This is a genomic window from Candidatus Halobonum tyrrellensis G22 (assembly GCF_000495475.1).
Lineage (GTDB): Archaea > Halobacteriota > Halobacteria > Halobacteriales > Haloferacaceae > Halobonum > Halobonum tyrrellense.
Genome location: NZ_ASGZ01000005.1, coordinates 103,392 through 122,981 on the forward strand (window position 1 = coordinate 103,392; position 19,590 = coordinate 122,981).

Annotated in this window: 15 protein-coding genes; 8 read left to right on the forward strand and 7 right to left on the reverse strand. The window is 66.7% G+C overall.

Annotation, left to right across the window (positions count from 1 at the left end; genetic code table 11):
- Positions 1-3 precede the first annotated feature (3 nt).
- The 4 genes from K933_RS02230 (at position 4) to K933_RS02245 (ending at position 4,094) form a co-directional block, all read left to right on the forward strand.
- Positions 4-678 carry a class I SAM-dependent methyltransferase gene (locus K933_RS02230; protein WP_023393049.1) on the forward strand — a complete coding sequence of 225 codons (675 nt, stop codon included), beginning with the start codon at positions 4-6 and terminating at the stop codon, positions 676-678.
- Positions 675-995: a hypothetical protein gene (locus K933_RS02235; protein WP_023393050.1), complete on the forward strand. Its 321-nt coding sequence runs from the start codon at positions 675-677 to the stop codon at positions 993-995. Before K933_RS02230 ends, K933_RS02235 begins: the two co-directional genes overlap by 4 nt.
- 104 nt (positions 996-1,099) lie before the next feature.
- Positions 1,100-2,554 (forward strand): amidohydrolase family protein, encoded by a 1,455-nt coding sequence (locus K933_RS02240; protein WP_049947508.1) that lies wholly within the window; start codon positions 1,100-1,102, stop codon positions 2,552-2,554.
- A gap of 862 nt (positions 2,555-3,416) precedes the next feature.
- Positions 3,417-4,094: a DUF624 domain-containing protein gene (locus tag K933_RS02245; RefSeq protein ID WP_023393052.1), complete on the forward strand. Its 678-nt coding sequence runs from the start codon at positions 3,417-3,419 to the stop codon at positions 4,092-4,094.
- A 4-nt stretch (positions 4,095-4,098) separates the two neighbouring features.
- Here the strand turns inward: K933_RS02245 and K933_RS02250 are convergent, their stop codons facing one another.
- From K933_RS02250 to K933_RS02265, 4 genes are read right to left on the reverse strand one after another with little or no spacing between them, the layout of a single operon-like run.
- A complete protein-coding gene (locus tag K933_RS02250; protein WP_023393053.1) occupies positions 4,099-4,959 on the reverse strand; it encodes a carbohydrate ABC transporter permease in 861 nt (286 codons plus the stop codon).
- A complete protein-coding gene (locus tag K933_RS02255; protein ID WP_023393054.1) occupies positions 4,959-5,984 on the reverse strand; it encodes a carbohydrate ABC transporter permease in 1,026 nt (341 codons plus the stop codon). The genes K933_RS02250 and K933_RS02255 overlap by 1 nt, the downstream gene beginning before the upstream one ends.
- Complete coding sequence (locus tag K933_RS02260; RefSeq protein WP_080509169.1) at positions 5,981-7,177, reverse strand: ABC transporter ATP-binding protein; 1,197 nt, start codon at positions 7,175-7,177, stop codon at positions 5,981-5,983. Before K933_RS02260 ends, K933_RS02255 begins: the two co-directional genes overlap by 4 nt.
- Before the next feature lie 2 nt (positions 7,178-7,179).
- On the reverse strand, positions 7,180-8,490 hold the full coding sequence (locus K933_RS02265; RefSeq protein WP_023393056.1) for an ABC transporter substrate-binding protein: 1,311 nt from the start codon (positions 8,488-8,490) through the stop codon (positions 7,180-7,182).
- A gap of 155 nt (positions 8,491-8,645) precedes the next feature.
- On the opposite strand from K933_RS02265, the gene melA reads away from it, so the two are divergent.
- From melA to K933_RS02280, 3 genes are all read left to right on the forward strand, one after another.
- On the forward strand, positions 8,646-9,953 hold the full coding sequence (gene melA, locus K933_RS02270; RefSeq protein ID WP_023393057.1) for an alpha-galactosidase: 1,308 nt from the start codon (positions 8,646-8,648) through the stop codon (positions 9,951-9,953).
- 532 nt (positions 9,954-10,485) lie between these two features.
- Complete coding sequence (locus K933_RS02275; protein ID WP_023393058.1) at positions 10,486-11,316, forward strand: IclR family transcriptional regulator; 831 nt, start codon at positions 10,486-10,488, stop codon at positions 11,314-11,316.
- Positions 11,317-11,341: 25 nt separating this feature from the next.
- Complete coding sequence (locus tag K933_RS02280; RefSeq protein ID WP_235063413.1) at positions 11,342-12,685, forward strand: sulfatase-like hydrolase/transferase; 1,344 nt, start codon at positions 11,342-11,344, stop codon at positions 12,683-12,685.
- Positions 12,686-13,928: 1,243 nt separating this feature from the next.
- On the opposite strand, the gene K933_RS02285 is transcribed toward K933_RS02280, so the two are convergent.
- Together K933_RS02285 and K933_RS02290 are read right to left on the reverse strand one after the other, a co-directional pair.
- Positions 13,929-14,903: an aldo/keto reductase gene (locus K933_RS02285; protein ID WP_023393060.1), complete on the reverse strand. Its 975-nt coding sequence runs from the start codon at positions 14,901-14,903 to the stop codon at positions 13,929-13,931.
- 174 nt (positions 14,904-15,077) lie between these two features.
- Positions 15,078-16,373: an O-acetylhomoserine aminocarboxypropyltransferase/cysteine synthase family protein gene (locus K933_RS02290; RefSeq protein ID WP_023393061.1), complete on the reverse strand. Its 1,296-nt coding sequence runs from the start codon at positions 16,371-16,373 to the stop codon at positions 15,078-15,080.
- A gap of 368 nt (positions 16,374-16,741) precedes the next feature.
- Here K933_RS02290 and K933_RS02295 point away from each other — a divergent pair, with 368 nt between their 5' ends.
- Positions 16,742-17,857, forward strand: coding sequence for a tyrosine-type recombinase/integrase (locus K933_RS02295; RefSeq protein WP_023393062.1), 1,116 nt, complete (start codon positions 16,742-16,744; stop codon positions 17,855-17,857).
- Between the two features lie 123 nt (positions 17,858-17,980).
- On the opposite strand, the gene K933_RS02300 is transcribed toward K933_RS02295, so the two are convergent.
- Positions 17,981-19,417 carry an MATE family efflux transporter gene (locus tag K933_RS02300; protein ID WP_049947509.1) on the reverse strand — a complete coding sequence of 479 codons (1,437 nt, stop codon included), beginning with the start codon at positions 19,415-19,417 and terminating at the stop codon, positions 17,981-17,983.
- Between the last annotated feature and the right edge of the window lie 173 nt (positions 19,418-19,590).

The window sequence follows — 19,590 nt, forward strand, 5'->3', positions numbered from 1 at the left end:
CAGATGAACCCCAACCACGACCGAAACGATGCCGACGCGGCCGCGAACCGGCCGATGTCGGTTTCGGAGATCAAGGACTCGTACGCCGAATACGCGGACCGGATGCGCCGCTTCGAATGGATCGACCGTATCGTCGTAGGTCGCTATCGTCGGGATCGATTCGGAGACGTCGAAGGGAGAGTGTTGGACGTCGCCTGTGGGACGGGAACGAACTTTCGGTATCTCCCCGACACGGTCGACCTCGTCGGTATCGACGTCAGTCCGGAGATGCTGGCGAACGCCGAGGACCACCTCGCCGAGCTAGCGATCGAAGGGTCCCTCCGGGAGATGGACGCACAGGAACTCGAATTCGCCGACGACAGCTTCGACGCGGTGATATCCGCGCTGTCGACCTGTACGTTCCCCGATCCCGTCGCTGCGCTGCGTGAGATGGGCCGTGTCTGCAAGCCCGAGGGAACGATTCGCTTGGTCGAACACGGACACAGTGACGTGAGACCGATCGCGAGGTACCAGGAGTGGCGTGCCGACGCCCACTACGCCGAGACCGGCTGTCGGTGGACCCAAGAACCGCGCGAACTCGTCTCCGAGGCGGGCCTCGAAGTGCGGGACACCACCACCGCGCTGTTCGGCACGATCACCACGTTCGAGCTAGCCCCGAACCGGTGTGAGCGACGATGATCGAACCGACGTCGGGGTCGCTGGAGTGGCTGGCCGTCGGGTGCCTCCTGACGATCGCGGGAGCGCTGATCAGGTTCCGCGGGTGGACGTTCCTCCTCGCGGGCTACGACGAGACTGCGCCCGTTCCGGAGAGCGTGGTGCAGAACGTGGCGGGGAACACCGTCCTCCGTGTCGGCATCGCCGTCCTCGTGGTCGGCGTACTCGAAACCGTGACGACTCCGCCGTCGTCTCTCGGCGTCCTGGTCGGAGCCGCGATCGGACTGGACGTGCTGCGACTCATCTACCGACTGAACACGTGGTCGTCACGGACGACCTGAAGCGATGCTGACGACCGCACCGACGGCCAGGTCTCCGCGCTACCCGTCCGTCGAGGATCCCCCTCCCGAACTGCTTTCACAGTTCGACCGGTGTGCGTCGAACGATGACTGACCTCCTGATTCACGATGCGGTCGTCGTTACGCTGAATCGAGAGGATCAGATCCTGAAAGACGGCTCCGTTCGAGTCACGGATGGAACCATCTCGTCGGTCGCACCGACCGAGCCTGGTGACCGAGACTCGACCGCGGAGCACGTGATCGACGCCAGCGGCAAGGTCGTGATTCCCGGCCTCATCGACGCCCATCGCCACACGGATTTCACGCTCGTCCAAGGCCTCTTCAGCGAACTCGGCGGCGGTGAGTTGCTCGAAGAAGCCCTCGCGTTGTACCACACCGCCGAATCGACCCTGGGTGACTCGTTCTTCGAAGCGGCGTGGCAACTCGCCTGCCTGCGGCAACTCACGCACGGGGTCACGACCGTCAACGCGATGGATTTCACCCCGGCACTCGGGGCGGAAGCGATCGGCGAGTCCGGGTTACGCGGCGTGATCGGACCGGAGCTCGCGGACTTTCTCACGCCCGCATCCGCGGACGACCAACTCACGGCCGCCCGTCGATTCATCGAAACCCACCACGACACCTACGAGGGACGTGTCACCGCGAGTATCGCGCCGGGCGGTGAAGCCGGCTGTTCACGGCGACTCTGGGAGGGGGTGGCCGAGCTTCGAGCCGACTACCCCGAACTGCGGCTTCACACGCACCTGTACGACTCCGCCGAAGCCGATACGATGGCCGCGGGGAGCGGCGCTGACGACCCACTCGACTTGCTCGACCGGTACGGCCTCCTCGACGAGCGGACGCTGCTCACCCACCTGTTGCACGCGGACCGGGACGATGCGCGGCGGATCGCCGACGCGGGTGCACACGTGCTTCACTGCCCGACCGTCTACAGTTACTTCCAAGCCGGAGAGCGAACCTGGTTCCCGCTCCCGGCGCTCCAACGGTTCGGTGCGAACGTCGTTATCGGCCTCGACGACCCGTTCTGGTTCGACTCCTGGGACCTCGTGCAGGAAGCCAAACACGCCCGGCTGTTGTCGAACTTCGAGTACGGAGCCCAGCGATGGTCCTCGTACGATCTGCTCAGAATGCTCACCATCGACGCCGCACGCGCACTCGGACTCGACGACCGGGTCGGCAGCGTCGAACCCGGAAAACGCGCCGACCTCGTCGTTATCGACGTCGATACCCCACGCCACCAGCCGTACAGCAATCTTCCATCGGTACTGACGAACACGGTAACGGCGGGGGATATCGAGACGGTCGTCGTCGACGGTGAGGTCCTCGTGGAGGACCGCGCGGTCGAATCGATGGACGTAGAGCGCGTGCGCGAAGCCGCGACGCGACAGCGCGAACGACTCCAGGCGCACACCGGTTGGGAGACGTCACTCGGCGGCAGTACACCGCCGGACGGATCGATACTCCGGCGTGTCTCCGCACGACCCCTGCTGAGAGCGATGAAGCAGTACGGCCGCGGAGTCGTCACCCGACACACGTGGTGACCGGAACCGCGTACGAACGGAGGGGCTCACCCCGACGGCGAAACCCGCGGTCCGTCGAGAGCAGGTCCCCATTCCGACATCGCGGTAGGTACGGCGGAGGCGTCGCGACGCTCCCACTCCGGAGTTCGTGAGCGCGTAGAGGTGGGAACGATTTCCCGCTCATTCTATATTATACCGTAGTTGATACGATCGGTTCAGAGGCAAGCTCCAGGAGACTGTCGGGAACGCGGCCCGAACGAGACTCGTCGAAACGTAGCACGCGGGCGTCACCGTCCCGTGTGACCCGGATCGGGGTCTCTCTCCGCGACAGCGGGGACGGAGTAGACCCAGCCGATCGAGCGATCCCCGACGAAGCCGTGCCGATCGTAGAGCGCGTCGGTCACGTCGCCTTCCCCGTGTTCTCCCTAGACCGGGCGACGGTCGTGAGATCCACGAAACGCCTACTCGAGCGTACAGACCTATCTCGGACTACGTGAGAACGTGATCGGTAACGAGGGTGTTCGTAGAGTTATTCACAACTTGATACGAATCGAGATGTAACTATGTGTCCCGAGTTGGTCTACTAACTGGAACGGGTGTTCCGACCCATTCGGCGAGCGGGTCGAGTTCGGTCGGTCGGCCGAAATCGTCCGTCCCGGCGGCTCTCTAGCCCGTGTAGCCGTCCCTTACTCACGCCGACGACCGAGCCGCTCACGGCCTAGCGACGCGGAGGCGCCAGCGACCCGAACTCGCTCGTCCGGTTTCGGACCGCGGCCGCCGGACCGAAGCGGGACGGGTCCGCCCGTCACCGGTGGGTGAGACGGCGGGCGTGTCGACCGGTCACCGGTCTCTTTATCTCGGGCGCCGGCGACGGTTGGAAGAGATGGCAGAACGGTGGCCGAGCCCCATCGCGACGGCGACGACGGTACTCCGCATCACGTACGCGGAACTCGTCACGGTCGTCGTCACGAGCCTCCTGGCGACAGTCGCCTCGCTCCCGCTCGTGACCGTCGGCCCGGCGATACTGGCCGCCGTCGACGTGGTGACGACCGTCGTCACCCGTCGCGATACCGGCGCTCCACCGACGGAGCGCGAGCGCGCGCGCCTGTTCGCTCGGGCCTTCCGTCGGAACGTTCGGGCCGGCCTCCCGTTCGGCCTGCTCGTGGTTGCCGTCGGCGGGCTGACGGCGTTCTACTACGTCGTCGGTGTGACTCGCGAACGGGGCGGGGTCCTGCTGCTCTCGCTCGTCGGCGGGTACGGCGTGGTGTGTGCGCTCGCGGTGACGTACCGGGTCGGGAGCGTCCGGGCGCGCGTCTCCCCGCCGCCGTCGACGGTGGACGCGCTCCGGATGGCCGGGCGGTCGTTCACCGCGTACACGTCGTACACGATACTGTGGCTCTGTGCCGTCGCCGCGCTTCTCGTCACGGCGAGCGTCGTTCCGGTGGCGAGTCCCGCCTTGTTCGGCGTGCTCGCGGTCGGAGAGGTGGTGACGTTCGAGGCGGTGATGGGCGACGGCGCGGCGGCCGTCGCGCCGTCGACGGGGGTGGACGGGGAGCCGTAACGGCCTACCCCTTCATGCCGCTGAGGGTCATCCCCCGGATGAAGTACCGCTGAGCGGATATGAACACGACGATGACGGGCACGACGATGACCGCCGCCGCAGCCATCACCAGTCCCCACTCGGTGAAGTACTGGTTCCGAACGGCGAACAGCGCCACCGGAAGCGTGTACATCGACTTGTCGCTCGCGATGATCAGCGGCCACTCGAAGTTCTTCCACGTCATCACGAACGTGTAGATACCGAGCGTCGCAAGCGCCGGCTTGGCCAGCGGGAGGTACACCTTGTAGAACGTCTGGAACTCGTTGCAGCCGTCGATCTTCGCCGCGTCGCCGAGCGCCGACGGGAGGTTCCTGAAGTGCTGTCGGAGGAGGAAGATCCCGATGGGGTTCGCGATCATGGGTGCGATCAGCCCCTGGTACGTGTTCACCCACCCGAGGTTCGACAGGAGGATGTACACCGGGATCAGCGTCACCATCGCGGGGACCATGATCGTCGCGACGAACAGCAAGAACAGTTCGTCGCGACCGACGAACTCGATCTTGGCCAGCGCGTAGCCCGCGAGGCTGTCGAAGACGAGGTTGAACGCGGTGACGCTGCCCGCGAACACGAGGGTGTTGAAGAACCACCGCCCGACGGGCTGGGTCGCGAACAGTTCCTCGAAGTTGGCGAGCGTCACCTGCTGGGGGATGAGCGACACGCCGCCGGCCGTCGGGTCCGCGCTCAGCGCCGTCGAGAGCATCCACCAGAACGGGAGCGACCACAGCAGCGCGCCGAACGTGATGCCAGCGTACATGAGCGTGGTCTTCGACCAGTAGCGGGCGCCCGACCGTTCGTATCCGGGGTAGTCGTAGTTCGACTTGGGCATCAGTATCCGACCTCCTCCTGTTGTTCGATCCGGTAGCGGTAGTAACTGAACACGAACACGACGGCGAACAGGAGGAACGCCATCGCGGTGGCTCGACCGAAACTGCTCCGGGCGAACGCCGTCTCGTAGATGAGGACGACGATGGTGGTGGTGGCGCGGGCGGGACCGCCCTCGGCGAACGCGAGGGCGATCCCGAACACCTGGAAGGTGCCGATGATGGCGAGCACCGTGACGAAGAAGTGCGTGTTGCGCAGGTTCGGCCACGTCACGTGCCGGATGCGGTTCAGCCCGTCCGCGCCGTCGATCCGGGCCGCCTCGTACAGTTCGTCCGGGATGTTCTGGAGACCGGCGAGATAGAGGATCATGTTGAAGCCGATACCGCCCCACAGCCCGATGAGCATCAGCGCGCCGAGGGCGGTATCGGGGCTGTTGGCCCAGCCGTACGCCAGCCCAACCGGGCGGAGGAACTCGTTGAGGACGCCGTTCTTCGAGAGCACCCACCGCCAGATGACGCCGCTTGCGGCGGCCGACAGCATGACCGGGAGGAAGTAGGCGGCGCGGTACACCTTCTTGCCGCGGATGCGACCGTCGAGCGCGAGCGCGACGAGGAACCCGCCGACGATCTGAACCGGGACCACGACCGCCGTGTACAGGACCGTGTTCCGCACGGCGAACCACCAGAGGTTGAACGAGGGGCTCCGCAGCGACGCCCAGTTGTTCTCCCACGGCCACGGTTGGAGGATGTCGACGTAGTTGGCGACCGGGAGCGAGACCCCGAACAGCTCCGTCCAGGCCGGCTCGCCGGTTCCGAGGAACAGGTTCCACTCCTGAAACGAGAGGACGAACGCGTACAGTATCGGACCGAGCAGGAACACGGAGAACACGACGACGTTGGGGACGACGAAGAGGATTCCGGCGAGGTTGTTCTCCTCGCTGGGCCTGTCGACGACGCGGCTCGCCGTCGACCGGAGCGCCGACCCGGCTCGTCGGAACGACGCCCGGACGGATCCGTCCGGCGTGCTCACGGCCGATCACCGGGGTCCGACCCGCCGGCGAGCGTGTCGCCGTCCCGGCCGGCCGACGTCCCGACGACGCCCGTGGCCGGCTCGTCGGTCCGGGTCCGGTTGAACACCGCCTCGCCCGTCTCGCCGTCGAACGCGTGGACGTGGTCGGCCGGGAACCGCGCGCGGACGCGGTCGCCCTCGCGGACGCGCTGACCGCCCGCGACGGTCGCGACGACCTCACCCAACTCGTGGCGGAGGTGGAGGACGTTCTCGCCTCCCATCGGTTCGACGATGGTGGCGACGAACTCCGTGGTTCGCGGCCCGGGTTCGTCGGCGAGAACGACGTCCTCGGGGCGGATACCCACCGTCACCGAGTCGCCACCGAGGCCGTCGGCCAGCGCGTCACGCTGGGCGGCGGTCGGCTCGTAGGTGAACCCCGGGAACAGCACGTCGTCGCCGTCGAACGTCGCCGCGAGCGTGTTCATCGACGGGGAGCCGATGAACGTCGCCACGAACTCGTTGGCGGGCTCGTAGTACATCTCCATCGGCGTGCCGACCTGCTGGAGGCGGCCGTCGTCGAGCACGGCGATGCGGTCGCCCATCGTCATCGCCTCCGTCTGGTCGTGCGTGACGTAGACGGTGGTCGCCCCGAGTTCGTCGTGGAGCTGCTGCAACTCGGTCCGCATCTGCGTGCGGAGTTTGGCGTCGAGGTTACTCAGCGGCTCGTCCATCAGGAACACCGCCGGATCGCGAACGATGGCGCGGCCGAGCGCGACGCGCTGCTGTTGGCCGCCCGAGAGTGCCCGCGGCCGGCGGTCGAGCAGTTCGGTAATGTCGAGGAGTCGGGCCGCGTCCTCGACCCGACCGGCGATAGCCGACTCGTCGAGGTCGGTCGTCATCTCCAGCCCGAAGCGCATGTTCCCCGCGACCGTCTTCTGGGGGTACAGCGCGTAGTTCTGGAACACCATCGCGATGTCGCGGTCCTTCGGCTTCACGTCGGTGACGTCCCGGTCGCCGATGCGGATCGTCCCCTCGCTCACGGTTTCGAGTCCGGCGATGGCGCGGAGCGTCGTCGACTTCCCACAGCCCGACGGCCCGACGAGCACGAGGAACTCGCCGTCCCGGATGTCGAGCGAGAGGTCGTCGACCGCGAGGACGTCGCCGTCGTCGCTCTCGTAGCGCTTCGTCATCTCGTCGATGCTCATCCGTGCCATCGCTACAGTTCCGAGTTGATCTGGCGCTCGGCGTTGGTCATGGCGGTCTCCGGCGACTTGCTGCCGGTCAGGACGGCCTCCGCCTCGTTCATGATGATGTCGAGGATGGTCGACGTCTGCGGGCCGAACACCATCGGGTGGGCGACTTCCGCGAGATCACCCAGCCCGGAGAGCAGCGGGCGGTCGTCGTAGAAGTCGCGCTCCAACAGCGACTGCCGCGCGGGGAGCGCGGTCCCGGTGCTGACCCACTCCCACATCCCCTCGGCGTTCGTCAGCGACTGGATCAGTTCGACCGACGCGTCCGGGGCGTCCGTGTTCGCGGATGCGGCCCACGCCGTGGTGAACGAGATGGTCGCCTCCTCGCCGCCCTCCGGGATCGGCAACCCGACCTCGGTCGCCTCGTAGACGTCGGCGTAGTCCTGTTCGAGCGTGGAGACCGACCACGCACCCGTCATCGACATGCTGATCGTCCCCGGCCCCATCGCCGGCGGGGCCCACGTCGCGTCGATGTCGTTGCCGTAGATGCCCGCGAGGTCGTCCTCGACGAGTCCGTCGAGGAACTCCATCGCCTCGACCGCCTCGGGCGAGCCGATCACCGCCTCGCTCCCGTCCTCCGAGAGCACGTCGCCGCCGTTCTGCCAGACCAACGCCAGCAGCGTGTTCCGCGGCTGACTTCCGACGGCCATCGGGTAGTCGACGTCGGTCGACTCGGCTATCGCCTCGAGGACGCTCCGGAGTTCGCTCCACGTCGTGGGGGCGGAGACGCCGGCGGCGTCGAGGTGGTCGCTGTTGTAGAAGAGCCCGACCGGCGTGAAGTCCTTCGGGACGCCGTAGACGGTCCCCTCGTAGGTGAACGGTTCGACCAGGTTGTCGAGGAGGTCCTCGAAGTCGTACTCCTCGGCGTCCCGCAGGTCGGAGCCGATGCCGAGGAGCGCGCTGTTTCGCATGAACGTGGGCGCCTCGTCGGCGATCAGGTAGAAGACGTCCGGCTCCTCGCCGCCGGCGAACTGCGTCTGGAGGTTCTGCGAGTACTGCTCGTTGGGGGTGTTCTGATAGTCGACTTCGACGCCCTGCTTCGAACTCTCGTAGTTGGTCAGAATCTCCTCGACGATCTCCCGTTCGAGCCCCTCGCCCCAACTCGCGACGTTCAGCGTCGTCGTCTCCCCGGACCCGCTGTCGGTGCCGGACGAACCGTCGGCGGCGGTGGACTCGCCACCGGCGGTGGTGTCAGTGTCGGCTCCCTCGCTACTGCCGCCACCGCCGCCGCTACAGCCGGCGAGTCCGAGGGCGGTGCCGACGCCGAGTGACTTCACGAGCGCACGTCTGCTGGGACCGGACCGATTTGTGTCTACCATGGATCGAGCCTTGGTGTGGGATCGATCGTTCCCCATTTATAATTTACTCTACTGCGACGCGGACCGCGGGTCGACACGGGTTTTATTAGGAGTTCCGTCCGACAGGAGAGCGAATGGCGAAGATCACCTTCATCGGAGCGGGGAGTATGGTGTTTTCCGTGAAACTCGTCGGCGACATCCTGTCGTTCCCGGCGCTTGACGACAGCACCGTCGCGCTGATGGACATCGACGAGTCGCGGCTGGAGAAGACGACGCGGGTGGCCGAGGCGATGGTGGACAACGAGGGGCTCGACGCGACGATCCAGTCGACGACCGATCGGCGGGAGGCGCTCGACGGTGCCGACTACGTCCTGAACATGATCAACGTCGGCGGCACGGAGCCGTTCGAAAACGAGATCCGGATCCCCGAGCGGTACGGTGTCGAGCAGGCCATCGGCGACACCATCGGTCCGGGCGGCATCTTCCGGGGGCTCCGAACCATCCCGACGATGCTCGACATCGCGAGCGACATCGCGGAGGTCTGCTCCGACGCGCTCCTGCTCAACTACACCAACCCGATGTCCATCCTCTGTCAGACGATGTTCGAGGCGACGGACGTCGAGACGGTCGGACTCTGTCACAGCGTCCCCCACACCGCGGCGGCCATCGCCGACTACGTCGGCGTCCCCGAGGAGGAACTCGACTACTGGGTCGCCGGGATCAACCACGTCGCGTGGTTCCTCGAAGCCAGCCACGACGGCGAGAGCGTCTACCCGGCGCTCCACGACGCGATGGACGACCCCGAGACGTACGAACGCGACACGGTCCGGTTCGAGATGATGCGGCACTTCGGCTACTTCCCGACCGAGTCCTCCCACCACATGTCGGAGTACGTCCCGTACTTCCGGACCGACGAGGCGACTATCGAGGAGATGACGGGGACGGACTACGCCGAACGCATGCCCACGGCGACCTACCTCGAAGGCTGGCGGGAACGCTCCGACAGCCGCGACGACCCGGAACTCGACGTCGACCTCGGCGAGGTGACGGTCGACCGCTCCGAGGAGTACGCCTCCCGGCTCATCCACTCCGTCGAGACGGACACGCGCCGGCGACTCAACCTCAACGTCAGCAACGAGACGGACGCCATCACCAGCCTCCCGTCGGACGCGTGCGTCGAGGTTCCCGTCCTCGTCGACGGCGCGGGCCTACACCCGTGTTCGGTCGGCGAGTTGCCGTCGTCCATCGGCACGTTCCCACAGCAGCACGCCGCCGTCAACCGACTCGTCGTCGAGGGTGCCCTCGAGAACGACCGGGCGAAGGTCCACCGCGCGGTCAAGCAGGACCCGCTCACGGCCGCCGCGCTCGAACTCGACGAGATACACGAGATGACGGAGGAGTTGCTCGACGCGAACGCGGCGTACCTGCCGGATCTGAACTGACCCCGTCGGGACCGACGGGACCGCCGTTCGCCGCGAAGCGGTGGTGCCGTCCGGTCGTTCACGTATCGTGAACACTCTCGGCGCCACCCACCCGGTCGACTCCTCCTCGGCTAGCCTGCTCAGTCGACCGAACGGTCCCGCTCGATCGTACGACTCCCCATCGGTCGATAGGGGCCCCCGTCCGTCGGTCAGTCGGACGGACGCCGTCGCCGAAACGGTCCGCCGGTCTGTTCACGATGTATGAACGGTCGGCAGGTGCCCCACTACGACTACGAGAGGCGACGTCGTTTCGCTCCGACCGTATTGGAACCCGCGGTATCTGCGTATCGGTCAGTCCCCGTTGGTGATACTGGACACTGACCACCGTTCGCGTTCGTTCGTGAAATATTTGTACAGTTCATCCGCGGTTCGCCGCTCCCGGCGGAGTCGGTGGGACCGTTGCGGCCAGTTCGGAGTCGAGTCGGACGGGGGAGTCGTCGGATCCCGTTCACGATACGTGAACAGTTATGTGGATTGCCGGCACAGGAGGCGTATGGACGACCGCCCGCTCCCGCCGGCCGAGGCGTTCGACAGTCGCGTCGCGCGGACGACGGTGACGAGCTTCCGGATGATCGAGGCGCTCGAGGGCGGCGGATACGCGGGCGTCAGCCAACTCGCGGCGGACCTGTCGCTCAGCAAGGGGACGGTCCACAAACACCTCACCACGCTCCGCGAACTCGGCTACGTGGTTCGCGAGGACGGTCAGTACCGGCTGAGCCTCGCGTTCCTCGGACTCGGGACGAGCGTCCGGGGGCGGACCGAACTGTACGAGGTGTCGCGGGACCACCTCGCGAACCTCGCGGAGGCGACCGAGGAGGTGGCGAGCGTGATGGTTCCCGAACGACACTGGGGGGTGTACCTGTCCCACACCCGCAGCGCGGGGGTCGAGTCGGCCACTCGCCGCGAGGGCGAGCGGGTGCCGCTGACGGCCACCGCGGGCGGCAAAGTGATCCTCGCACACCTCCCGGACGACGAGCGCGACCGCATCCTCGACGAGCGAGGGCTGCCGGCGCTGACCGAGAACACGGTGACCGACCGCGACGAACTGCTGGCGGAGCTCCGTACCGCGCGCGACAACCGGTTCGCCCACGACCGGGGCGAACTCGAACCCGACCGGCACTGCGTGGCCGCACCGATCACCGGTCCGGACGGGACTGCCGTCGCGGCAGTGACGGTGTCCGGTCCGGCCGAGCGGATGACGGAGAAGGCGACTCGTCTCGACTTCCCGAGCATCGTCGGGAGCACGGCGACCGCCATCCAGAACCGACTCGGGCGCGAGCGGTCCGACGACGGCCCAGCCGACTCCGGCGAAGGACAGCTATAAACGAACCTACCGAGACGATCCCACTGTGACCCCGAACCCAACGTCGCCGAACGTGCTGGTCGTGACGACGGATCAGCAGCGGTGGGACACGGTCGGGGCGTACGGCAACCCGATGGGGCTCACGCCGACGCTCGACTCGCTGGCGCGCTGCGGGACCCGCGTCGACCGGGCGATCACACCGCAACCCGGCTGTGCGCCGTTCCGGGCCGCCTTCCAGACGGGCCGGTTCGCGACGGAGACGGGCGTGTGGCGCGAGTCGTTCGCGCTCGACGAGTCGACGACCACGCTCGCACACCGGTTCGCCGACGCCGGCTACGACGTCGGCTTCGTCGGGAACTGGCACGTCGGCGGGACGTTCGACGAACCGGTTCCCGAACGCTTGCGCGGCGGGTACGACGACTTCTGGCTCGCCGCGGACGTCCCGGAGTTCACCTCCAAACCCGACCACGGCCACCTGTTCGACGAGTCGGGCGCCGAAGTCGCCTTCGACGAGTACCGCGCGGACGCGTTCACCCGGTTCGGCGAACGGGCGCTCGACTCGCTCTCGGAGCCGTTCTTCCTGGTCGTCTCCTACCTCGAACCCCACCACCAGAACGACATGTGGACGTTCGTCGCCCCCGACGGGTACGCCGAACGGTACCGGACCGACCCGTACGTCCCGGCGGACCTGGTCGACGGGTTCGGCGACTGGTACGGCGAACTGCCCGACTACTACGGCATGGTCGAGCGACTCGACGAGTGCGTCGACGACCTGCTGTCGACTCTCACCCGGCGGGGCGTCCGCGACGACACCCTCGTCGCGTACACCGCCGACCACGGCTGTCACTTCCGGACCCGCCCCGGCGAGTACAAACGGACGCCACACGACGCCGCGGTCCGCGTGCCGCTGATCCTCGCCGGTCCGGGGTTCGACGACGGCCGGAACGTCGAACGCGTGACGAGCGTCATCGACCTGCCGCCGACGCTCCTCGACGTCGCCGGCATCGAGATCCCCGACGAGATGCACGGCGAGAGCCTGCTCCCGGTCGTCCGGGGAGAGCGCCCGGACGAGGACGGCGACGCGTTCATCCAGATCAGCGAGTCCCAGGTCGGGCGGGCGATCCGGACGGCGGACTGGAAGTACGCCGTCGCGGCGCCGAAACTCACCGGCTGGCGGGGCGGCAACGGCCAGCCTTCGAGCGACCGCTACCTCGAACGGTACCTCTACGACCTCCGGCGCGACCCGAACGAACGGGTGAACCTCGCCGGTCGCTCCAACTACCGGGACGTCGCGGACGACCTCCGCGACCGACTGCTGGAGTACATCTCCGCGGTCGAGGGTGAGACCCCGGACGTCAAGCCCATCGAGAAAGGGTACAAGGAGTACTGAGGTGGATCGCGGCGGAGGCCCAGTTCGGACTGTACTCGTCGGTTCCCTCCGGTGGACTACCGGAGTGAGACCCGTTCGAGACGCCTACCCGAACGGTGAGATCGGGGAGTGACCAGTACGAACGGTACGGATAGAACGCGTTCCTGCTCATGAGGTCATTACACCAGTACCGCTGTAATCCTCAGCGCCGACCGCTCTGGCTTCACTTCCGGCGTGGCCGGGAAGTACGGGGGGGACCGTGGCGGAACCGACAGTCGTCGACCCGTTCGATCGCTATCGGAGTGCCACCGGCCGGTAGCCTCAGGCGAAACCGTGGATAACTCGGGAGCGCTCCGCTCGCGGACTCGTGAGTTCCCCCGACAGACGTCACGGGCTAGCCCGTGCTGGTCCATCAGGTGCTCCCTGTCCGTCGACGGTCAGCACGTGCCCCACGTAGCCGGTTTACGGAGCGGTCATCTCTCCGATCGGTCTAATCTATCAAATGTGACTTTTCCTTCTTTGATTCTCTTTCCGCCTTTGGCCTCCTTAGTATATTTTCTGTCTTTGCCATCATTGCTCGATGATCCGCCTAACTGATCTAATTCGTATTTGACGGTCGGGACAGCAGTACCGCGTCTGATCGCTCGACGCTCGGGATTTCGTTGGCCCCCGCTTGTCGGTGCCGTCTACCGGACTATTCTCGCCAGCCTGACGGAGTCACACGGACGCGGTCGCAGGGTGGCGAACGCACCACGGCGACGATTCGAGACCACAGATAGTGGCCGAGACGGACACCATCGCTGCTGACGCAGGTATCGGTGAAGTCGGAGGAACAGTACACACAACCGGAAGTATCGACGGCCAGTACGGATCAATCCGGTTGGGATACTACTCGACGGTCCCTGTTCTCGGTAGACGCAGGACTGAATCTCTGGTGGTGGTACCGAGTGGACGTGACCCCTAGTGGCGAAGCGATGGTGGCTCATCGCGGTACTGGGCCGCTCGCACTCCTATGGACGATCCACGGCGCGCGGACGGGCACGACGGCACCATTCGTGGGCGAGCGTGAGGAGCAGACTCACTCGGGGAACGGGACGAAAGTCGCTACTAGGATGGCTCTACCTCCGACCTCACGGGGCATCGTCTACAAGGAGGGCGAGTGACGCCTCGTACTCTCGGTGCCGAATCGTACCCCGATGGGGCTGTCACATCTCGGAGGCGACCGTGGACTCCCGTTCGAGTTGGGAATAACAGCTGTGAGACATTACCGCAGTTCCCAGTTACTGTACCCGTAGTTTTCGATCCCGTCGAGTCGTTCGCGTTCCGCGTCGGTGAACGTCACCGCCGACGCCGCGAGGTTCGCCTCGAGTTGCTCGGGCGTACTACAGCCCACGATGGGGACCGTCGGGTACTCCCGGTCGAGCATCCACGCCAGGACGATCGCGTTCCCGTCGACGTCGTGCCGTTCGGCGAGTTCCTCGACCACCTCCATCTTGAGCCCGTTCTCCGTCCGAACGTAACTCTCGGGGATCGGCCGGTCGTCTCGACCGTAACACCCGCCGAGTGTCGGCGAGAACGGGAGTACCGTCAGGTCGGCTTCGGTGCAGTAGTCGACCAGTTCGTCGGTCATCGGCAACTGTGCAGCCGCGTCGAACTCCGGATTACGCTCCGGGATGAGATAGGAGAATCGCGGTTGGACGCACTCGAACCGGGACCAGTCGCGCTCTTCGGAGATGCGGTTCGCCCGGGCGACCCGCCACGCCGGCACGTTACTCGCACCGAGGTAGTCGACGTTTCCCGCCGTGACCACCTCGTCGAGGGCCCGCATCGTGTCGACCTGTGGCGTCTCCGGGTCGTCGACGTGGACGTACAGCAGGTCGACCGTGTCGATTCCGAGTCGGTCGAGGCTCCTGTCCACTTCCCGTGATATCACCTCGGGGTCGAGACTGCGGGGCACGTCGCCGTACCCGAAGCCGACTTTCGTCGCGATGGTCATCTCCTCCCGGACGCCCCGTTCTTCGAGCCACTCACCGAGCAGTGGCTCGCTCTCGGGCGTCTCGTGGCCGTCGACCCACGTCGCGTAGATGTTCGCGGTGTCGATGAACCGCCCCCCGGCGTCGTAGTAGCGGTCCAGCAGTTCGTACGACGTGTCTCGGTCGATCCGGCTTCCGAAGTACATCGCCCCGAGACAGAGTTCGCTCACGGATTCTCCCGTCGTGCCGAGAGTCGTCGTCTCCATGGCCGGGGCTAGTGGACCGTCGGCTTAACGATTCTGTCACCCCTACGCTCACCGCCGACCGACGCGTCGGTCGTGTTCGTGACGGGACTCCCCGCGGGTATCGCCCGCTCGACCGACACCCCCGAACTCGGCACGGATCTCCCTAGCTCTCCGGCATCGACTCCGGAGTGGGGGCTACTGAGCCGCCTCGATGGCGCGTTCCAGATCCGCGATGATGTTCGCGGGGTCTTCGATCCCGACGGACAGGCGGACCAGATCGTCGGTGACGCCGGACGCCTCCTTCTCCGCGTCAGTCAACTGCTGGTGTGTCGTGCTCGCGGGGTGGATGATGAGCGTCTTCGCGTCGCCGACGTTGGCGAGCATACTCGCGAGTTCGGTCGACTCGACGGTCTTCCTCGCCGCCTCGTAGCCGCCTTCGAGCCCGAACGTGATCATCCCGCCGTAGCCGCCGTCGAGATACTCACTGGCGGTCTCGTGGGTCGGGTGCGATTCGAGCCCGGGGTACGTGATCCACGAGACCGCCTCGTGGTCTTCGAGGTACTCCGCGACGGCCATCGCGTTCTCACAGTGGCGGTCCATCCGGAGCGGGAGCGTCTCGAGCCCCTGAATCGTCTGCCACGCGTCGAACGGCGACTGCTGGTTGCCGAGGTCGCGTAGACCGCGGGCGATCGCGGCGTACGTGAACGCCGCCTCGCCGAACGTCTCGGCGAAGTTCACGCCGTGATACGCCGGGTTGTCCCGTGCGATCTCGGAGTACTTCTCGGCGTGGTCCGCCCACGGGAACGACCCGCCGTCGACGACGACGCCGCCGACGGTCGTCCCCGAGCCGTGGAGCCACTTCGTCGTGGAGTTCCAGACCAAGTCCGCACCGTGTTCGAGGGGACGGCAGAGGTACGGCGTCGCGAACGTGTTGTCGACGAACAACGGCACCCCGTTGTCGTGGGCGATGTCCGCCACCCGCTGAATATCGGGCGTGTCGAGAGCCGGATTGCCGATCGTCTCGAGGTGGACGTACGCCGTGTCGTCGTCGATGGCCTCCTCGTACGCGTCGTAGTTCAGCGTCTCGACGAAACGCGTCGAGATGCCCCGGCGCTCGACCGAGTGCGTGAGATACGTGTAGGTTCCTCCGTAGAGCGAGGACGCCGAGACGATGTTGTCACCGGCCTCGGCGAGGACGAACGTCGTGAGGTCCAGCGCGGCCATTCCGGAGCCGGTAGCGACCGCACCGACGCCGCCTTCGAGCGTCGCCATGCGCTCTTGAAGCGTCTCTACCGTCGGGTTCATCAGTCGCGAGTAGATGTACCCCGGCTCCTCGAGTGCGAACTGTGCGGCCGCGTCCTCCGAATCCTCGAACACGTACGAGGTAGTCTGGTACAGGGGCGGCGCACGTGCGCCGGTAGCCGGGTCCGGCTCCTGTCCAGCGTGAAGCGAGTCGGTTGCGATCGAACGGTCGGTCGGATCGTCGCTCATAGTTGTCCGTACCAATTCCTCCGTATTACCGTATGGTTCGTGACTGAATCTTGCCTGTGGGGGAGACGTCGGGTACGGGGTGACGAACGCGGCGAACGAGCGTTCGAACCACGGCGCCAACCGACCGACCGCCGCGCCGACCCGGAACGGCCGCGCGCGGACGGACGCTCGTCAACGGGGGCACCTTCCGTCGTCGACCCAGACACGCACTACGCCGGAATGTGGGGTCGGGGTTCCGGGTGCGTGGACGGTCAGTTCCCGTTCGACGGCGGTGAAGAGTCGGTCTGGGACCGTGACGAGGTCGGAGGGAGCGAGCTCTTGTACACAGTAGATTTAGGTGCCCGCTCGCGGTCTGACGTACACGAGCCATGGGACCCGTCGACAACAACGCTCCGATCACGGTCGAGACAGCCATCGAACAGTATATCGACAGCGTCGAGGCCGGCAACTCCCGGAAGAACTTCCGGTCGGCGCTCGCGCGGTGGCGCGCCTGGCTCGAGGACGAACGCGGCGTGACCGCGCTCGACGACCTCGAGGTTCTCGACTGTCGGCGGTACGCCCGTCACCTCAAGCGACGCACTCGCGACGGCGAACTCAAAGCCGGCACCGCGACCACCTACTACGCGTACGTCCGCGCGTTCCTCACCTTCTGTGTCGCAGACGAGTTCCTCGACGCCAACCCCGCGAAGGCGAAGCGCGCGACCGACGAACTCCCCGAGGACCTCGGCGACGCCGACCGGCAGTTCTGGCGTGAAGAGGAGCGCCGGGCGATCCTCCGGTTCGTCGACGACCGCGCCGACCGAGCCCTCGATGGGGAGGCGGACGTCGACCGCGAGCGAGCGTTCCGCGACCGCGCCGTCGTCTACCTCCTCGGTCTCTCCGGCGTTCGCGGCGCGGAGGTGTTCGCGGCGCCGGCCGACGACAAGCGGACCGGCATCGCGTGGGGCGACGTTCGACTCGACGACGGCGCGGTCCGCGTCCTCGGGAAGTCCCGGGAGTACGAGTACGCCCAACTTCCAGCGCGTGCTGGGACGGCGCTCGAACGGTACAAGCGCGTCCTCGACCCGCCGACCGACGAGTGGCCTGTGTTCCCCAGCGCCCACGCGCCGTCGAAGTACCGCGCCGTCCGCGAGCAACTGGCGGAGCGAGACGTGCCGGACGACGAGGTCGAGGCTATACTCGACGGCCACGCGATCGACGCCGTGCTTCGCGAGTACGAGGTCGTTCCGCCGGCGCTCTCGACGAACGGCGCCCGCAACCTCATGAAGCGGCTGTGCGAGGAGGCCGACGTCGGCGTCGACGGGGACTACCTGAAGCCGCACGGCGCCCGTCGCGGCCTCGGGCACGAACTCTACGCGAACGGTCACGCCGAACTCGCTCAGTCGGCGCTCAGACACGCGAGCATCGAAACGACGCACAAGTCCTACTCGGACATCCAAGCGGCGGAGACGGCCAAGCAGGTCGACGATATACTCGACGAGTAGCCGACGTCACCGACCGGATGACTCCCGACGGTGGGTCGGACGGGTACGGAGCGCCGAGCAGTCTGAGCGACTCCAAGGACGGGTCACTCCTCGGACGCCGGGGCGACAGCCCGGAAAGTCGGGCTAGGTCGGCACCTCGGAGCGATACCCGCGGCTGACCTCCTTCCACTTGTCGGTGCTGAACCGATAGTAGTTGAGCACGGCCGGAACGGTGGTCTCGGCGAGGAACGCGAGGTACAGCCCGTAGAGGCCGAGACCGGTCGTCGCGCCGAGGTACGCCAGCGGGATCGCGACGCCGAAGACGCCGAGCGCCTGGCTGTAGAACGGCCACCGCGTGTCGCCGCTCGCGTCGAGCGGCCCGGTCGCACCGCCCGCGACGCCCTGGAGGACGATGGCGACGCACGCCGCCGAGACGAGCGACACCGCGACCGGGACAGTAGAGCCGGACGCGTCACCGACGAACGCGGCGACGATCGGGTCGGCGAACAGGAACACGATCCCCGCCGACACGACGTACACGGCGACGGCGAACCGGACGATCTCACGGCCGTACGCCTCGGCGGTCTCCTCGTCGCCGCTCCCCAACTCGCGACCCACGAGACTGCTCGACGCCAGTCCGAAGCCCCAGCCGGGGGTGTTCATCAGCCCCCAGATCCGACGGGCGATGACGTAGGCGGCGACGACCTCGCGGCCGAACAGCGCGACGATCGCGAGCATCGGGAACTCCGCGACCGTCCAGACGAGGTTGCGTCCGATCACGGGGACGCCGATACTGACGAGCTGTCGAACGTCGGAGTCGACGTACGCTCCACGCAGGTCGATCTGCACCGGAAGCGCGCCGAGTCCGGGGAGCCGACCGGCGACGAGTGCGACCGCGAAGACGCCCGTGACGAGCGCGTTCGAGAGGACGGTGCCGAGAGCGGCGCCGGCGACCCCCCAATCGAGACCGAAGACGAACACGGCGTTGAGGACCATGTTCCCGACCGCGCCGCCGCTCCGGAGGACCATCGGTGTCGACGCGTCGTCGACGCCGACGAACACGCGGCTCCCGATGAGGTTCAGCGCGGCGAAGGGAACGCCGAGGGCGACGACGCGGAGATACGACGCCCCGAGCGCGACCGCCTCGGCGTCGCTGCTGAGAACGGACACGAGCGGCGTCGCGAACAGCCAGAAGACGGCGACGAGCGGGAGCGTCCCGACGACCACGAGCGCTGCGCTCGACCGGACGGCCTGGTCGACGGCACCGAACCGCTCGGCGCCGTACCGCTGAGAGACGAGCGCGATCGTACCGGCGGCGATCCCGCCGCCGACGGAGAACGCGAGCCCCCAGTAGGGACTCGCGAAGCCGACGCCCGCGATCGCGGCGGGACCGACGGCGAGACCGACCATCGCGATGTCGACGGCGCTCTTGGACATGCGTGCGATGCCGGTGATGATACGGGGCCAGGCGAGATTCGTCGTCCGACGGGCGCGTTCAGAGTCGACGAGACCGACGCGAACCAGCGCGAGACCGATATACAGGACGAGTAACCGAACGGGGTTTGGAAGGCGAGTTGACAACGGAATGTGTTCGTCGTCGACGAGTAAATACTTTCTTTTCTGACTCTCAAGATTGATGCTAACGACCGTGAGGAACCGTTCGCTCGAACCACGCCGACGTACGGCGGGTTCACCGAAGGGGAGCGGAACGGCGCGTCGGTTCGCCGAGAGCGACTTCGAGTCCGCTCCCGATC

Bases quoted from the DNA above. Each gene is read 5' to 3' on its own strand.
- K933_RS02230 (WP_023393049.1), top strand. From the start codon at position 4: ATGAACCCCAACCACGACCGAAACGATGCCGACGCGGCCGCGAACCGG.
- K933_RS02240 (WP_049947508.1), top strand. From the start codon at position 1,100: ATGACTGACCTCCTGATTCACGATGCGGTCGTCGTTACGCTGAATCGA.
- K933_RS02250 (WP_023393053.1), bottom strand. From the start codon at position 4,959: ATGCCCAAGTCGAACTACGACTACCCCGGATACGAACGGTCGGGCGCC.
- K933_RS02295 (WP_023393062.1), top strand. From the start codon at position 16,742: ATGGGACCCGTCGACAACAACGCTCCGATCACGGTCGAGACAGCCATC.
- K933_RS02245 (WP_023393052.1), top strand. From the start codon at position 3,417: ATGGCAGAACGGTGGCCGAGCCCCATCGCGACGGCGACGACGGTACTC.
- K933_RS02235 (WP_023393050.1), top strand. From the start codon at position 675: ATGATCGAACCGACGTCGGGGTCGCTGGAGTGGCTGGCCGTCGGGTGC.
- K933_RS02290 (WP_023393061.1), bottom strand. From the start codon at position 16,373: ATGAGCGACGATCCGACCGACCGTTCGATCGCAACCGACTCGCTTCAC.
- K933_RS02275 (WP_023393058.1), top strand. From the start codon at position 10,486: ATGGACGACCGCCCGCTCCCGCCGGCCGAGGCGTTCGACAGTCGCGTC.
- K933_RS02260 (WP_080509169.1), bottom strand. From the start codon at position 7,177: ATGGCACGGATGAGCATCGACGAGATGACGAAGCGCTACGAGAGCGAC.
- melA (WP_023393057.1), top strand. From the start codon at position 8,646: ATGGCGAAGATCACCTTCATCGGAGCGGGGAGTATGGTGTTTTCCGTG.
- K933_RS02285 (WP_023393060.1), bottom strand. From the start codon at position 14,903: ATGGAGACGACGACTCTCGGCACGACGGGAGAATCCGTGAGCGAACTC.